The organism is Paenibacillus sp. FSL H8-0048, assembly GCF_038002825.1.
Classification (GTDB): domain Bacteria; phylum Bacillota; class Bacilli; order Paenibacillales; family Paenibacillaceae; genus Paenibacillus_AQ.
In genome coordinates, this window is sequence record NZ_JBBODF010000001.1 from 3337076 (window position 1) to 3353392 (window position 16317).

Here is a 16317-nt window from a genome sequence, read left to right on the forward strand (position 1 = left end):
ATGCTACTTGCACCGCAACAGCCGCTGTTATTCCATCGTGGCCGCTTGAACCGCCGCAGGCTTCCCCGGATGCCGGGAGAACAGGCTATGCAGCACCATTCCGCCAATAATGACCGCAATCCCTGCCCATGAGAGCAGGGAAGGCAGCGGCGAGGCCAGCAGGAGCATCTCCCCCAGCAAGGCGAACAGCACCTCCAGTGACTGGGTCGCTTCCACGGCTGCCAGACTGCTCATGCTATCCCGGACCAGATCGGTAGCCCGGAAAAACAGCACCGTAGCCACAATTCCCGAACTGAGTGCAACAATGACAGATTGTCCTACCTGAGAGGAGGAGGGCAGGCCAGTATCTGCCATACCATACAAAGCGACAGCCAGCCAGAAGGGGAGGCTGGCGAGCGTCATGCCAAGAATCCGCTGAAATACATCCAGCTGGCCGCTGCACAGCTCCATCATCTTACGGTTTCCGAGCGGATAGGCGAAGGAAGCGATAAGTACCGGGACAATGCCGAGCAGGATCTGGGAAGGGGGCAGCTGGCGGGCATGCTCCACTTGCAGCAGCGCTACTCCGGCGAGAATAATCAGGGAGAGGAGCAGCCCGCGCAGCGGGATTTTACCTCTTATGTATACTTGTCCTCCCGGTCCGCTGACCCATTCTCCGAAGAACGGAGCCAGCAGCGAACCGGAGATAATCGTGATTTGCCACGTTCCCGCCGTCAGCCAGCCCGGTGCGTAGGCAGCGGCGAAGCAGATGGGCGCGTAGAACAGGCCGAACCCGACAGTGCCCCACAGCAGCCACGCCCCCGGCCGTTCTCTCATCGCAGCCAGCAGCGGCTTCAGCCTCCCTCTCCAGGCCACAATAGCAAGCAGCAACGGGAGAGTGAACAAGTACCGCAGCGAAGCGCTCCAGGCCCAGCTTCCTCCCGCAAGCTCCATCCTCCGGTTCAGCACAAACGTCACCGCAAAAAACAGCGCCGAGCACACACCCAGCAATATCGGACGCACTTCCATCATCTCTTTTCGTCAAAATTCTTCTTCCAAATATAGGGGGTCACCACGCCCGGCGTCAATATCTGTGTCAGCTATAATTAGGGAGCCGGTGGGTGTTAGACGGACACAGAAGCCGCTATTTGGCTTAAAATATCATTTTGCTGCTTGTTGAGGACTCAAGAGCCGTTAACTTCGAATTTTGAGCTAAATGTTACACCGGATAGGTCACTTAACGACATCTGAGTCCGGGCGGGGCACAAAACGAAGAATTTCATCCATATAAGTGCACTCCAGTCCGCCCTCCAACTCGCCATTGTAACCCCCTATAACTAGCATATAGAAATCCATACACCAGCTAGAGGATCATTCAACTCCAAAAAAAGCAGGCCCTCCGGCGTTAATCATACCGCCAATAAGGTCCTGCCCCAATGCTGAGTTACTTTTACGCCCCTGCTTTCCTGCTGTTCCTACTCCTACTTCCCCTGCTCCTCTAACCGCTCTACACCAACAGTCTGCGTATTATCCGGCCGGGAGCCTACCTGAACCGTTGCCATGCCGTTAGCGGAATCAACATGCTCAATCCAGACTGGTTCTCCATCAAGATGCACCGCAATTTTGTCCTTGGAAGCGTAAATATCCTGTGCACGTGTTATATCCATTCTTTTCTTGCCCCCTTATTCCTCGTCTTCATCTTCCGCCGGAAGCTCCCCGATCGTTGCATCGGCATCCAGCAGTCCTGCATCCTCGTCCAGTCCGGCATCCTCCGGACCCGCAATAATATTGTCCCAATTGACCGCCTCTGCCGGAATATCCTGCTCCGATAGGGCATCGCTCCAGTGATAAAATTCCTTGTCCATATTGCCTCCCCTTCCCGCAATGAGTCTGTGCAAGCTGAGCAGCCTTATTTTTTCCCATGACTCTCAAATAATGCATCCGGCTAGAAAAAGCCCTGTCGCCCCATACTAAGCCATAACATATCCCATCAGGAGGCGATTCTCATGCATACCGTTTGGAAAGGAGCCATCAGCTTCGGGCTTGTGCATGTTCCGGTCAAGATGTTCTCCGCTACGGAGGATAAAGACATCTCGCTGCGCTACATCCACAAAGAATGCGGCAGTCCGCTGTCTTATGTACGTAAATGTCCTGTCTGTGACAAGGAGGTCACGTGGGAGGAGATCGGCAAGGGGTATGAATATGAGAAGGGCAAATTTGTCCTGTTCGACAAGGAGGAGCTGGATCAGCTAAGCGAGGAGAGCAGCAAGAGCATCACCATTCTGGATTTCGTGGATTTGACGGAGATTGACCCGATCTATTTCCAGAAGACCTACTATTTATCGCCCGATCAGGCAGGCGCGAATGCTTACCGTCTGCTGATGGAGGCTATGCGTCAGACCGGGAAGATCGGGATTGCCAAGATCTCCATCCGCTCCAAAAGCAGTCTGGCCGCCATCCGCGTCCTGGCGGACTGCCTGGCGATTGAAACCATCTATTACCCGGACGAGGTCCGTCCGGTATCGCAGGTCCCGGGCCTGCCGGAGCCGGGCAGTGTGAACGATAAAGAGCTGGACATGGCCAAGCTGCTGATCTCACAGCTGTCCACCCCGTTCGAGCCTGCCAAATATACCGATGATTACCGCCAGCGGATGCTTGATCTGATCACGCACAAGATTGCCGGGGAAGAGTTCCACATTGCTCCGGCCCGCCAGGAGAATAATGTTATCGATCTGATGGCCGCCCTCCAGGCCAGTATCGAGGCTGTGCAGCATATTCCTTCCGATCCCGGACCCGCCAAGGGAGGCAGTGGGGCCAAGGCGCGGACAGCCGCCGGTGCAGGTGCAAAGAAACGTCCGGCCAAGGCCACTGCCGCTGCGGCTTCAACCGATACAACCGCCGCTCCGGTTGTAGATGAAGCCACCGGACCGATTCCGGTGATCGCCCCGAAGCAGAAGCGCAGAAGCGCGAAGAGCAAGGTCACCGGTGCCTAGGGGACGGACTCCTGCACCTGCTGCAAGGACAGGCAGTCCCCTTCAGCTTCAGCCCGTCACACCGTTTGAGCCTGTGTTGGCCACTGGGCTTCCAAGCGGCGAACAGTGGATCGCCCAGATCAAATGGGATGGCGTGCGGATGATCTCCTATTATGACGGGAGCCATGCCGAACTGATTAACCGCCGGGGCAACCGCCGCACACTCCAGTATCCTGAACTGGCCGGACCAGAGAGCTATTGCCGGGCCGGCTCCTTCATCCTGGATGGCGAGGTCATTGCACTCAGCGGCGGCAAGCCTTCCTTCCACGAGGTTATGCGGCGGGACAGCCTGAAGAACGAGGCGGCGATCCGGGCGGTGCAGACGCAGATACCGGTGCTGTATATGGTTTTTGATATGCTGTACTGTGACGGCATCTGGCTGCTGGACGAACCGCTGTCCCGGCGGCAAGAAATACTGAAGGAGAGGCTGCTGCCCCATCCCCATGTACAGCAGGTGCCGAGTTACCCGGAACCCGCCCAGTTGCTCGCCGCGGCGCGGCAGGGAAGTCTGGAGGGGATCGTCTGCAAGGATCTGAACAGCACCTATGCGCCGGGCGGCAAGGACAAACGCTGGCAGAAGCTCAAGATTATCTCTGATGTCACTGCTGTCGCCGGGGGAGTCACCTTCCGCGACGGCATCGTGAATGCACTGCTCTTCGGCCTGTATGATGATGCCGGGAAGCTGCATTATATCGGACATGCCGGGGCAGGCAGAATGACTGTCCAGGACTGGCGGACGCTGACCGCACGAATTCCTGGACTTGTCATAGAGCATATGCCGTTTGCCGCCCTTCCGCAGCGAAGCTCAGGCTCCGTTTGGATTAAGCCTGAGCTGGTGTTTAAGCTGCATTTTTTGGAATGGAATCCCTCAGGAACCTTCCGCCAGCCTGTGATTCAGGCGAAGGTCGATCTGCCCGCCCATTCCTGTTCTTTAAGCCAGCGGGGATTCTAGCTGTCTATTGCGGAATTAGACTTCCGGCAATCTTCAGCAGTTCGGCCTTACTCTGCACAGTGCTCCGGGTATCCGTTAATGTGTACTCCCTGCTGCCGTCCCTACTTCTCCACTGCAATTGGGATTTCAGCTTGTCATGATGCGGCCCGAACGAGGTGAACATCATCTCCTGTCCGTTAACCTGCACCAGCTCATCCTTGTCCCCCGGCAATAAGGCCAGTGTAACTCCAGCTGGAAGCTGGCTTGCAGGCTCTGCACGCAGGCTCAGCAGCTCTCCCTGGCGGGTATAGGTCAACGTGGTGACATGACCGCTCCAAGGGAGCATTTTGGTGATAACCTTTTTACCTGCTGCTGTGGATTGTGCCTTGAGTTTCTCCCTGAGCTGCATATATTCATCCTCATACGAAAAAGGAATATCAGGACTGATGATCGCCTCCTTCAGCACATAATCTTTCGGCAGCGAAGCGGGAGCCATTAATACACCTCCGCCCATTGATCTTAATTTCTGCGCAGCTTCGCTTACGGACGTATAACTAAACGGCACATACCTGATATTCAGACTATCCAGCGTATTGATTTTGGTATCATTCACATACACGGCCCGGATCTCCCCTCTGTTCAAGGGAATCATATATTCCTTGACCAGCAATGCGTCTAGCGGAGAGGGCCCAGCCGGTTCAGCGGTTTCTGTAGCCATAATGCCGTTGCTTTTATTTTTTAGTTTATCGGGCAGCGTACCCTTTGCTCCGGCCGTAGCGCCAGCCGCGCTTAGCAGCATGGACATGCAGATTGCGGCAGCAGCCGCTTTTTTAAACAAACTCATAGTTCAATCCCTTCCTTCCGGTTCATTTGTTGTTCCTTTACTGCTGAACCATACCGGCGGCAATGGTCTCCCATTGTTCCCGGGTCAGCCGCTGGTCCGGCGGGTCCGTCATCCAAGCAAGCCCTCCGTAGGCGCTGTCATACCAATACAGTCTGCTTACTGAACCCCCGTTGTTGTTGGCGCCTACCCCGGGAATATATAGCAGCTCCTTATCTTCATAGGACCACTTTTCGGCAGCTTCGTCCGGGGTTACGTGAATTTGCGAAGGACCAGTTGTTGCTTCGTTATTCCAGAATAAGTGAAGCTTTAACTGCTGGCTGCCATCCTGATAATTCACCTCGGCGCTTGCAATTCCCTTTACGGGCCATAGAGTTGCAGCCAGCGGATTCTCATCCGTAGCACCTTCGGTTTTGGCTTTCAGTACCTCCAGGGTCAGTTCGTACTCCGGCTCAAACGAAGAGGGGGTTTTGGCGTACAGCCGGCCACTAGCAAACCGTAATTCGCCTATTCTTTCAGGCGGCAGTGCAAAGCTCCATTTGCCCGTTTGCTCCCGGGCGGCTGACAGCTTCGCGTAGCTGGTATACGTAACCGTTTTGCTGGTGAAAAATAACGGTTTTCCATACCCAAGCCCATTCATTAATGCAATCAATTCACTGTCATTGACATAATAAGCCGCTGTCTCTCCCGGCTGTAAATCCTCTTGCGCCTGTTGTTCATATTGCTCCGTTAGCTTAAAGTAACGTTCCCGGGCGGAGCTAGAGCCAACGTAAGGCGTGTAGACCTTCGACACCCCCTTCTTCACCTGCACTACGATTTTGCCGCTGCTGTCCCTTAAGGCTAGAGGCTGTCCTTCCGTCTGCCGGATAACCGCAAAGTCCGGTTGCAGCACCTTCCCGGTAGCTCCTTCATCCGTCATATTACGGAGCACACCGAAACCGGCCAGGCTCAGCAGCGCAACTGCGCAGAGTCCGGCGGTCAGCCTTCTGCCCCGCTGCTGCGCAGGACGCTGCGAAGGTATGGGCTGCCTGGTCATCACAGGTGCCTGCCCATCTGTTCCCGGCACCGCCTGTCCCGGTGAAGCTGAGGTTCCTCCGTCCTGTGCCGCTATCTGCTGGGCATGAATGGCCCGTACCCGCTCCATAACGGATGGCTTAACATCAATGCTGCCCAGAGCTTCACCAGTACCCATTCGTCTTATCCTTTTTTCTTCAGCAGCGATGTGCTTGTCCACTGTGGTTCCTCCCCCTCTCTTTGCGCTTGCAGCAGGTTCGTGAGCTTAATGATCGTACGCCGGTATCTTTTTTTGACCGCCTCCTGATTCTTGCCCAGAATGACGGCGATTTCGGCAAAGCTCTGCTCTTCAAAAATCCGCAGCACCAGCAGGTTCCGCTCCTCCGCCTTCAGCCGGGAGAGCGCTACAGCAAGCGGTTCATCGAACAGGAAGCGGTCCATCTCCTGCTCCGGACTCTCCGCGTATTTCTGCGGCCGCAGCAGCAGCATCACCCGGCTCTGCCGCTGGCGCTGGCGGATAACTGCCAGACAATGGTGATAAGCGATTTTATAGAGCCATGAAGAGAAGCTTACCAGCGGTCGATACTTACCGATATTTTGATACGCTTTGACCAGAATCTCCTGCACGGCATCCTCCGCCTCTGCCCCGCTGCCGAGCAGACGGCTGCAATAACGGTACATAGGCTGCTGAACAGCCTCAACGATCTGCCCATACTGCTCCACGTCGCCGTTCTGCACCTGAACAACGAGGTGTTCCATTTCATCCAAAATCGTAAAACGCTCCTCTCCTATAGCTAACACTCTTATAAGCACCTGTCCGGGCCAAAAGGGACATTGTACTCAAAAAAAAGTGAACTGCCCTTGTCCCGGACCGGAATCCCGACTGAAAAACTAAAGTAAGGCAAATACTATATAGATTGAACTTGGAATTTAAGTTAAGGGGAAAGCTAAGGAGGGATGTCCCATGCCAGCAGCCACTAAAGGAACCATTACCGTAGACGGGCAGCAAATCAGCATCACCAATCCCGACAAACCGCTCTGGCCAGAGATGGGCATCACTAAACAGATCTATCTGCAAAAGCTGGCGGCCCTCTCGCCCTTCCTGCTGCGCTATTGCAAAGACCGGCTGCTCACGGTGATCCGCTATCCCCATGGCGTTCCCGGGATGTCCTTCTATCAGAAGAACGCCCCGGAGCCGCTGCCGGAATTCGTCCGCACGGCGGTGCAGGACAATATCACCTACATTGTGCTGCAGGGCCTGCCGGAGCTGCTCTGGCTGGGTAATCTGGCTGCGCTCGAATTCCACCCTTCCCTCCATTATGCCGGCAGCACGCTGCCCTGCGAATGGATGATTGATCTGGACCCTTCGCTTGAGATTGAACCGCGGATTATGGAAGCCGCTGCTATGGTAGGGGAGGTGCTGACATCGCTCGGACTGGACTCCGTTCCCAAAACCTCGGGAGCCACCGGAGTGCAGATCATTGTTCCGGTGGGGCCGGGGGTGACCTTCGATGAACTGCGCCGGATCGGGCATTTCGTAGGCCGTTACGTCACCGAGAAGCGGCCGGATCTCTTCACCCTGGAGCGGTTGAAGAAACATCGCGGAGATAAAATATACTTCGATTATCTCCAGCATTACGGCGGCAAAACACTCGCTGCCCCGTATACCCCGCGCGCCCGGCCACTGGCTACCGTCTCTACTCCCCTCCTGTGGGAGGAGGTTGAACGGGGCGTCAAGCCTACAGATTTCAACCTGCTGAATATAGAGGAGCGGCTCAGCCGGTTAGGAGATCTGATTGCCAAGGTTCCTCCCCAGCCGGTTGAAGCGATTATTGCCAAGCTGCCCCCAGGACAGCAATAAGCCCGCAAATGCCATTCTCAGGCTGCGGGCTTATTTGGCGTCCAGAATCAGGACGGAAGGTATTATTATATATGGGCATACGGCGCAGCAGGTCAGGACCGCCGTATGGGTTACTCTGTCGTTCGTAAATATACCTTCCTTCGAAGCGCTCCGGCTGAACCGGTGACGCTAATGCTAATGAATTGCTTTTTTCTTGAAGCGGCCGCCCTTAACATCATGGATATTGCCGATCGCGATGAAGGCGTCAGAATCCCAATCCTCTACGATAGACTTCAGCTTCGCTTCTTCCAGACGGGTAATGACTACAAAGATCACTTTCTTGTTGTCGCCGGAGAATCCGCCTTCACCATCGAGATAGGTGACTCCGCGTCCCAGACGCTCTGTCAGAGCTTCGCCGATATCACGGAATTTATCGCTGATAATCCAAACCGACTTCGACTGATCCAGACCTTCGAGTGTAATATCAATCACTTTAAAAGCGATATAGTAGGCAATAAGCGAGAACATCGCATTATTCCAGCCGAACACAAAGCCTGCGCCGGACAGAATGAACAGATTGAAGAACATGACGACTTCCCCTACAGAGAACGGAAGCCTCTTGGATACAAGAATGGCTACAATCTCAGTACCGTCAAGTGATCCGCCATAACGGACAACGAGCCCGACCCCAACGCCGAGAATTACCCCTCCGAATACTGCTGCGAGCAGCGGCTCAACGGTAATGGGATGAACAGGATGGAGCAATTGGGTACCGATGGACATTACAATTACAGCAAATAGAGTAGATAAGGCAAATGTCTTACCAATCTGCTTATACCCGATAATCAGGAACGGCAGGTTAAGCAGGGTCAATAGAATACCAAGCGGTATATGGAAAACATGGGCTAACATAATGGAAATACCAGTGATTCCGCCATCAATCAACTTATTGGGAACAAGAAAAATTTCAAGCGCAACAGCCATCATGGCTGCTCCGATGACAATCATCACAACCCGCTGGGCCAGTCTTGCCGTCTTGAACACTCCAGACTTCTGCGGCTTCTTCTGTTCTTCACTCGTAAAGATATGTTGGCTTACAGTCATAGAACTCCCCCTATAAATAGTATATCTAAGAAGCTTACGAAAGCGAACGTACAGTCGTGCCTTCTCCCCTGTTCTTCTTATATTTCCATTATATCATAAAGGAAAGTCAAATAACGCATATAAATTGATATAACCTTCGATAATCGATGCTTCCGCCATCTTTTCTGTCATAATAGCGGCGATAAGAGCTGACACAGACTTTCTATGCGTTTGACATTATGGCTGCGCTCCCGGAACTTTTTCGGATCGATGAATTCACTCTGCTCCAGATCTCTGCTGAAATCCTCTGCCAGCTCTGAAATAATCTCTGGACGGAGCAGCACCGCCGTCAGCTCGAAGTTGGAATAGAAGCTGCGCATGTCCAGATTGGCACTGCCGACGGTGGCCAGCAGGCTGTCGATAATCATTACCTTGGCATGCATGAACCCTCTGGTATAGCGGTAAAATTTCACGCCGGCGTCCTGCAGATTCTCCAGATACGACAGCGTGGCATAATAGACCAGCTTGTTATCCGGTTTAGCCGGGATAATGATCCTTACGTCCACTCCGCTAAGCACCGCATTCTTCAGCGCCCTGCTTATCGCAGGGTCGGGGATGAAATACGGCGAGGTCATCCAGATCCGCTGCCTTGCGGCGCAGATAGAAGCGAAATACATCTCCTGGGTGGCATCGACAGCCGCATCCGGTCCGCTGGCGACAATCTGTATGGCATCCCTTCTGCTACAGCTATGATCCGGGAAGAAGCGCGGATGGCTGATAATATCACCGGCCGCCAGCCGCCAGTCCTTGAGAAACACATACTGCAGCTGATAGACGGCATCCCCTTCAAGGCGCAGATGCGTATCCCGCCAGTAGCCCATTTTCGGATTTTTGCCCAGGTAATCATCGCCTATGTTCATGCCTCCTGTGAATCCGGTCAGTCCGTCCACCACCAGGATCTTCCGGTGATTGCGGTAGTTGAAGCGGCGGTCCGGCAGTGCAGTCAGCGGAGGCAGAAAAAAATACACCTGCACTCCCGCATTCTTCAGTGTATTCACAAAGCCCCGGCTTAGTTTATGGCTTCCCAGTCCATCGCACAGCAGGCGTACCCTCACCCCCTGGCGTACCTTGCGGATCATCAGCTCCTGGAACTGCCGGCCGATCCCGTCCTCCCGGAAAATATAAAATTCCATGTGGATATGCTCCTGCGCACCTTCCATCACCTCCAGCATGGACTTATACGCTGCCTCTGCACTGGACAACACTTCACACCGGTTGTGGCTTGTAACCGGACTGTCCGCCAGTCCAGAGAACAGGTGCAGCAGCCCTGAGCGGTGTTCAAATCCGGGGTTGCCGGTATCCTCCGCCTGCTTGACCTTATGAATCTTGCCGGTAACATGAATACGGATTTCCCGCAGCAGGGAGACGCACCGGTTGCCAAGCTTACGGCTCTGCCAGTAATCGCGTCCCAGGAAATAGTAGAACAGCAGGCCCAGCGGCGGACAGCAGAAGGTAATACATATCCAGGCAAGCGCCCGCTGCGGACGGCGGAATTCGGAAGCGGTAATAATGGCAAGCTGCACAATAAAAAGACATAAGATAACGGCAAATATCCTCATTCCGGGCCTCCTGATCAACTGAATGAACTCTTATTATCTCTGCGGGCATAGACAGCACTTGCTAACTTTCATGAGGAATCTGCCGTGGCAGAAGCCTGCACTTACTACAGGTTTTGCCTTAACTCTCCTTCTTTATTCAAGTAAACCGTTGTCATGTTCACCTTAGTTATGGAATACATAGAGTAGTAGGACGAATCGGATAAGCCCCCTATACCCCGACAGATGATTTCAGTCAGTTCATACCAAGCGGCTGCCATGGCCGCAGTAAGGAGACGTTATGAAGAGTCAGCCAAGTCAGAAAAAGATTACGCTGCTCGTTATGCGTGAGGCCGGACGGCCTGTGAAGCAGCTCCAGATGTCAAAGCCCTTCGCTCTGGCGCTGCCTGCCGCAGCCGCTCTGTCCCTCTCCAGTCTGGTCACCTCTATGCATATCCATGCTTCCCGGTCCATCGCAGAGCTGGAGGCCGAAGCGGCCGCCTTATCGCTGACCAATATCCGCATGGAGCTGAAGGTTGCTGATAAGGATCAGGCATTACAGCAGCTGCGCGGCCAGGTAAGCGAGCTCTCAGAGGAAGCGGAGAGCATTAAAGACAAGCTGAAGAGTGTGACTGAGCTGGAAGAGCAGCTGCAATCACTGATCAACAAAGAAACCACCTCTTCTGCTGCCGGCAGCGGTTCTAGTGCGGATACGTCAACCTCAGCAGCTTCCTTCAAAGGCAGCCAGCCGGTGGTGGCGGATTTGTCTGATACCGGAGCCGCGGCCGCTGCCGGAAGCTATGGCAAGGTCAGCAGGTTAAGCGCCGGCCCGTTCATCCGGGAACAGCCGGAAGCTCTCTCTGCCGCCGTATCGCCTGCCGTCAATTTCCGTATCCGGGCTGCTGCCACCGCACTGAGCCTGCCTGCGAATCCACAGGTCGGCGGTGAATATGTCGCCGTTTACGAGAATGATCCTCAGCGGCTGGTTGAGGAAACCAAGGACGACTTCGAGGAAATCCACAGCATTATGGATGAGATGATTAACAGTATCTCAAGCACGATTACACAGGCCGAGGAGGCACACAAAACAAGAGCAGAGTTTCAGGCCAAACAAGCCCAGGAGAAGCAAGCCCGGCTGGCAAGGGCCGTGATGTGGCCTACCGGCTCCAAGGTCATCACCTCCAGCTTCGGCTACCGCTCTGATCCTTTCAAAGGGGTCTCTGCTTATCATTCCGGGATTGATATTGCGGGAAATATCGGAGATGCAGTATACGCGGCACTGGGCGGCGTGGTTACCTCTGCAGAACAAATGGGAGCCCGGGGCAAATACATCATCATCAAGCATGACAATGGACTGGAGACCTGGTACATGCATTTGAACCAGATGATAGTCACCCCCGGTGAGCGGGTCGGCAAAGGGGAGCAGATCGGCATGCTGGGCAGCACCGGACGCAGCACGGGCCCCCATTTGCATTTTCAGGTCGTGAAGCAGAACAAGCCGGTGAATCCGCTCAATTATGTTAAGCCTTTATAGGTTCAAGAATATAAGGAGGAATGCAGGAATGTGGAACAGACGTCAACCACGTGCTTCGCTGAGGTCAACCGACTCGCTGATCGGACATGGCGGCACGCTTGAGGGGAAAGTGCATTGCGATACGAACCTGCGGATTGAAGGGAATTTCAGCGGGGAGATTCTATGTGAGGGTACTGTAACGGTCGGTGAGCACGGCACCGTCCACTCCAGCATTGAAGCGCAGGAGATCATCATCGCCGGCAAGGTCTATGGAGACGTAATCGCCCAGCGGAAGCTGATTCTCACCGGAACGGGACAGCTGCATGGTAACATTGCCGCCGGTTCCCTGAGCATTACGGAAGGCAGCCTGCTCAGCGGGGCTGTGGTCATGACCGAACAGCCCGCCCCTGAGACAGGAGGCCACTGAAAAAGTCCAACATATAAAAAGGTATAGTCCTTCAATAAAATTGAAGAGGCTGTACCTTTTTTTAGTATAATGGAATTATCATGAAAGCGGGTGAGTGCGGATGATTCGGCAACAGCAAACTTTGGTTCTGAGTCCTTATGCGGCACTGTATGACATCGTCGTGCCGAAGGACAATGTGCTCCGTCAAATTAACGAACGGGTGGACTTCACTTTCATATACGAAGAACTGGAAGAAAAATACTGTTTGGACAATGGACGCAACGCTATTGATCCTATTCGCATGTTTAAATACTTGCTTCTGAAAGCGATCTTTGAATTGTCTGACGTCGATATTGTCGAGCGTTCGAAGTATGACCTCTCGTTCAAATTTTTCCTTGGCATGGCACCAGAAGATTCGGTAATCGACCCAAGCTCCCTGACGAAATTCCGCAAACTGCGGCTGAAGGACATGGATCTGTTAGACATGCTTATTGGTAAGACGGTAGAACTGGCCATCCAGTTGAATATTATTCAGAGCCATTCCATTATTGTTGACGCTACGCATACGAAAGCCCGTTACAATCAGAAATCTCCGAGAGAGATTTTGCAAGATCGTTCCCGGAAGTTACGAAAAGCGATTTATTCTATAGACGAATCCCTGAAAGAGAAACTTCCCGTCAAGAACGTAGTCGATACGCTCGAAGAAGAGATCGAATATTGTGAGAAGCTTGCCAAGGCCGTCGAGACGCAACTTGAAATTGCCCAATTGCCAAAAATTACGGAACCGCTAAATCTGCTCAAAGAAACTACAAGCGATAATGTGGAACAGCTACGCATTTCAGAAGATCAAGATGCGCGTGTCGGTCACAAGAGCGCGGACACGTCGTTCTTTGGCTACAAAACGCACCTCGCTATGACCGAGGAACGAATCATTACAGCTGCCATAATCACGACTGGAGAGAAGAATGACGGCAAGCAACTACAGACGCTCATAGAGAAAAGCAAAATGGCGGGCATGGACGTGAAGACGGTGATTGGCGATAGGGCATACTCAGAAAAAGACAATATCGCTTACAGCAAACATAACAATATTGAATTAATTGCAAAATTGAATCCGCAAATCACACAAGGCGGACGTAAGAAAGAAGATGAATTCGAGTTTAACAAAGATGCAGGAATGTACGTATGTAAGGCGGGCCATATGGCGATTCGGAAAGCCAAACAAGGAAGGAAGAAAGAAGGCGGAAAAAATCAAAGGGAAGTATACTACTTTGATGTAGAAAAGTGCAAGAGTTGCCCTTTTAAGGAAGGGTGTTACAACGGTGGAGCCAGCAAGACGTACGCTGTAACCATGCTGTCGGACGAGCACTCCGAACAAGCTGAATTTCAGGAAAAGGAGTACTTTAAAACCAAGGCGAAAGAACGATACAAAATTGAAGCGAAGAACAGTGAACTGAAACATCGACACGGGTACGATGTAGCGTCGTCCTCAGGTCTTTTAGGGATGCAACTGCAAGGTGCTATGGCGATATTCGCCGTTAATCTGAAGCGAATATTGAAACTGACAGAGTAAATGACAAGATTAAAATAAGAGGAAATACATGAAAAGACGGCTATTCTCCCATAGCATTGGGAGGATAGCCGTCTTTTCATTACCGCTTTTTCGTACTTTTTAAAAAAATCGTAAGTTATTCAGTGGCCTCTGAGACAGCGGGCGGGCTGCATACGGTCACTGCCAAGAAGACTTCAGGCAAGCGCAGAGAGAGCAAGCAGAGTAAACTGGAGGGCGCATGAGCCGTAAGCTCTCAGCCTGTATGGATACACTAGCCAGCCCTATCCTGCACTTACGCTGCTACGTCTCTTTTACGGAACACAATCCATGATACCGCCATGAAAATAACATAATACGCAGCCAGGACGGCAATCGCGAACCCCAGCGTCGCTCCCCCGGGACCGGTATCCGACACCACATAATTGCTAAGATTCATATGGGCAAAAATCAGATAGTTCGCCCACTCATAGCGGTCAGGGTTGAAGATGGCGATAAAGATATCCTTGGTGAACATGATCGACAGCGACAGGACAATCGCCAGCCCACTGGAACGGAACACGCTGGAGATCATGAAGGCAATGGCTGCTGTCAGGAACAGCTCAATGTAGCTGCACAGAACCAGCATGAAGACATATTCTCCCTGCCCCCAGCCCATCACCATATCCCCCGTAATCCCTGCATCCCGGGAAGAGAAAATGAAGGCGGAGCCATAGCCGAATAGGATCAGCACACCCGTGCTGACAAGGCTGAAGATGACCAGCGAAATATATTTCGAGAGCAGAATCTTGGAGCGGCTCCAAGGGCGGATCAGCAGCAGCTTAATCGTTCCCCAGGTGAATTCGCCCGCTACGGAGTCGGCAGCCACTAAGGCTGTGAAGATGGTATTCAGGAAAAATGCTATGGCTACGGTGGTCCGGAAGCTGTCCCACAACCCGACTACATTACTTCCGTTCGTGGTGAAATGAATTAGCGCCGGAAACAGTGCGCTCATCAGTGCCAGCAGAATCAGCATAATCCATGTCCGCAGACGTCTGAATATTTTGATATTCTCATTATGTATGAGAGAAGCGAACTCACCCAATGCCTTCACCTCCTGTAATTTCCAAGAATTGATCTTCGAGCGAACGGGACAGCGCCTTGATGCTGTAGACCTTAATCCCGGCAGCTACCAGCTTGGCATTGAGCTCGGCAATCTCTTCCCGGCCCGCCTCTACCGCTATTCCGCCTTCCATGATCACGCCTTGGCCGATCTGCGCCAGTGCAGCCTCAGGATTATCTAACTCGAAGAACGTCTGGCTCACCGGTACCGCCGCATCCCCGACGGTCTTAAGCTGCTTCACATCGATCAGGCGGCCGTTCTGGATAATCGCCACACTATCGCACATCAGCTCCATCTCCGACAGCAGGTGACTGGAGACAAACACGGTTGTCCCCTCGGCCCTGCACAGCTCGCGCAGATAATCACGCAGCTCGCGGATACCCTGCGGGTCCAGTCCGTTGGTCGGCTCATCCAGAATCAGCAGCTTCGGCCGGTGCAGCAGAGCCTGGGCCACCCCCAGCCGCTGGCGCATCCCTAAGGAATAGGTCTTGACCCGGTCATTAATCCGCTGGCTGAGGCCGACCAGCTGCACTACTTCATTGATGCGCTCTTTGGTCACGCCGGGCACCATGCGGGCATACTGGCGAAGATTCTGGTATCCGGTAAGGAACTTGTACATTTCGGGATTCTCTACGATGGCCCCCACATTGGCTATGGCCTCTTCAAAATGGTCTTTGATGCTTCGTCCGCAGATCAGGATATCCCCGCGGCTAATGGAGATCAGTCCTACCATCATACGGATGGTAGTGGTCTTACCGGCTCCGTTCGGCCCGAGGAATCCGAAGATTTGCCCGGGTGGAATGTCGAGTGTCAAGTCGCTGATCAGCGTTTTGGAGCCGATCTTTTTGGTGACCCCCATCAGGCTGGCTACGGGCTTCACCACTTCTGCCGTATTCGGCATAACTTCACTTCCTTTCGTCGGTTTGGTGTGAAACGGCTTGTGCTTTAAGATAAGGTATAGTCATAGCAGAACTGAAGAGAAGCTAATGTAGATGTTCAAGCTATTATTAACCTTATCAGTGCATCAACAACCCATTTTCAACCATTTATATATTTTACCACACCTTCCCTTTTCCCTGAAATTAGGAAAGAAATGCAGTGAAAGCCAGTTGAAACGGCTTGGCACAAAATCCCCCTTAAGGGTGAACGGGATAGCTCAATGTGTACTGTTTTTCGCATACATTCGGGCCATCGCCCTCGTGTGAGCAAATGTAATCGAAAAACCGATTACATTACGCTTGATGGTGGCGTGTGGACCAAATGTAATCGAAAAACCGATCATAATTCTCGGGTTTGAAGGAGCATGTATCCTCCACCATTCGATGCATACTTTATCACCATCAGACGAGACCCTAATTTCCTGTAACAAAAACCTAAGAGGCCACCTCTTCCATGCGGGAAAGGGGTGGCCTCTTAAATTGACAATGCGCTC

The 16317-nt window shown here is 52.9% G+C and carries 16 protein-coding genes; 6 read left to right on the forward strand and 10 right to left on the reverse strand.

What is annotated here, in order from left to right; genetic code table 11:
* Positions 1 to 27 precede the first annotated feature (27 nt).
* The 3 genes from NSU18_RS14165 to NSU18_RS14175 form a co-directional block, all read right to left on the reverse strand.
* Entirely contained in the window at positions 28 to 1002 is a 975-nt protein-coding gene (locus NSU18_RS14165) for a DMT family transporter (RefSeq protein WP_341151044.1), read from the reverse strand.
* A 458-nt stretch (positions 1003 to 1460) separates the two neighbouring features.
* Positions 1461 to 1646: an H-type small acid-soluble spore protein gene (locus NSU18_RS14170; RefSeq protein ID WP_341149326.1), complete on the reverse strand. Its 186-nt coding sequence runs from the start codon at positions 1644 to 1646 to the stop codon at positions 1461 to 1463.
* 15 nt (positions 1647 to 1661) lie between these two features.
* Positions 1662 to 1844 carry a hypothetical protein gene (locus NSU18_RS14175; protein ID WP_341018993.1) on the reverse strand — a complete coding sequence of 61 codons (183 nt, stop codon included), beginning with the start codon at positions 1842 to 1844 and terminating at the stop codon, positions 1662 to 1664.
* 141 nt (positions 1845 to 1985) lie between these two features.
* Here NSU18_RS14175 and ku point away from each other — a divergent pair, with 141 nt between their 5' ends.
* Positions 1986 to 2972, forward strand: a complete 987-nt coding sequence (gene ku / locus NSU18_RS14180; RefSeq protein ID WP_341149327.1) for a non-homologous end joining protein Ku — start codon at positions 1986 to 1988, stop codon at positions 2970 to 2972.
* On the forward strand, positions 2965 to 3963 hold the full coding sequence (locus tag NSU18_RS14185) for an ATP-dependent DNA ligase (protein ID WP_341149328.1): 999 nt from the start codon (positions 2965 to 2967) through the stop codon (positions 3961 to 3963). Before ku ends, NSU18_RS14185 begins: the two co-directional genes overlap by 8 nt.
* 4 nt (positions 3964 to 3967) lie before the next feature.
* Here the strand turns inward: NSU18_RS14185 and NSU18_RS14190 are convergent, their stop codons facing one another.
* From NSU18_RS14190 to NSU18_RS14200, 3 genes are read right to left on the reverse strand one after another with little or no spacing between them, the layout of a single operon-like run.
* Complete coding sequence (locus NSU18_RS14190) at positions 3968 to 4786, reverse strand: hypothetical protein (protein ID WP_341018990.1); 819 nt, start codon at positions 4784 to 4786, stop codon at positions 3968 to 3970.
* A 37-nt stretch (positions 4787 to 4823) separates the two neighbouring features.
* Entirely contained in the window at positions 4824 to 6017 is a 1194-nt protein-coding gene (locus NSU18_RS14195) for a hypothetical protein (RefSeq protein WP_341149329.1), read from the reverse strand.
* The gene (locus NSU18_RS14200) at positions 5981 to 6556 is read right to left on the reverse strand and encodes an RNA polymerase sigma factor (protein WP_341151045.1); all 576 of its coding nucleotides are present in this window, start codon (positions 6554 to 6556) and stop codon (positions 5981 to 5983) included. Before NSU18_RS14200 ends, NSU18_RS14195 begins: the two co-directional genes overlap by 37 nt.
* 205 nt (positions 6557 to 6761) lie before the next feature.
* On the opposite strand from NSU18_RS14200, the gene ligD reads away from it, so the two are divergent.
* On the forward strand, positions 6762 to 7658 hold the full coding sequence (ligD, locus tag NSU18_RS14205; RefSeq protein WP_341149330.1) for a non-homologous end-joining DNA ligase: 897 nt from the start codon (positions 6762 to 6764) through the stop codon (positions 7656 to 7658).
* Between the two features lie 174 nt (positions 7659 to 7832).
* Here the strand turns inward: ligD and NSU18_RS14210 are convergent, their stop codons facing one another.
* On the reverse strand, positions 7833 to 8741 hold the full coding sequence (locus NSU18_RS14210; RefSeq protein WP_341018986.1) for a YitT family protein: 909 nt from the start codon (positions 8739 to 8741) through the stop codon (positions 7833 to 7835).
* Between the two features lie 167 nt (positions 8742 to 8908).
* The gene (cls, locus tag NSU18_RS14215) at positions 8909 to 10339 is read right to left on the reverse strand and encodes a cardiolipin synthase (RefSeq protein WP_341149331.1); all 1431 of its coding nucleotides are present in this window, start codon (positions 10337 to 10339) and stop codon (positions 8909 to 8911) included.
* A 277-nt stretch (positions 10340 to 10616) separates the two neighbouring features.
* Between cls and NSU18_RS14220 the strand changes: the two genes are divergently transcribed.
* The 3 genes from NSU18_RS14220 to NSU18_RS14230 all read left to right on the forward strand — a co-directional run bounded on the left by NSU18_RS14220 (position 10617) and on the right by NSU18_RS14230 (position 13807).
* The gene (locus NSU18_RS14220) at positions 10617 to 11849 is read left to right on the forward strand and encodes a M23 family metallopeptidase (protein ID WP_341149332.1); all 1233 of its coding nucleotides are present in this window, start codon (positions 10617 to 10619) and stop codon (positions 11847 to 11849) included.
* A gap of 28 nt (positions 11850 to 11877) precedes the next feature.
* The gene (locus NSU18_RS14225; RefSeq protein ID WP_341149333.1) at positions 11878 to 12255 is read left to right on the forward strand and encodes a bactofilin family protein; all 378 of its coding nucleotides are present in this window, start codon (positions 11878 to 11880) and stop codon (positions 12253 to 12255) included.
* Positions 12256 to 12355: 100 nt separating this feature from the next.
* Positions 12356 to 13807 carry an IS1182 family transposase gene (locus tag NSU18_RS14230; protein WP_341148496.1) on the forward strand — a complete coding sequence of 484 codons (1452 nt, stop codon included), beginning with the start codon at positions 12356 to 12358 and terminating at the stop codon, positions 13805 to 13807.
* 271 nt (positions 13808 to 14078) lie between these two features.
* Here NSU18_RS14230 and NSU18_RS14235 read toward each other — a convergent pair whose 3' ends face one another.
* Complete coding sequence (locus tag NSU18_RS14235; protein ID WP_341018980.1) at positions 14079 to 14867, reverse strand: ABC transporter permease; 789 nt, start codon at positions 14865 to 14867, stop codon at positions 14079 to 14081.
* A complete protein-coding gene (locus NSU18_RS14240; protein WP_341018979.1) occupies positions 14860 to 15786 on the reverse strand; it encodes an ABC transporter ATP-binding protein in 927 nt (308 codons plus the stop codon). The genes NSU18_RS14235 and NSU18_RS14240 overlap by 8 nt, the downstream gene beginning before the upstream one ends.
* Positions 15787 to 16317 lie beyond the last annotated feature (531 nt).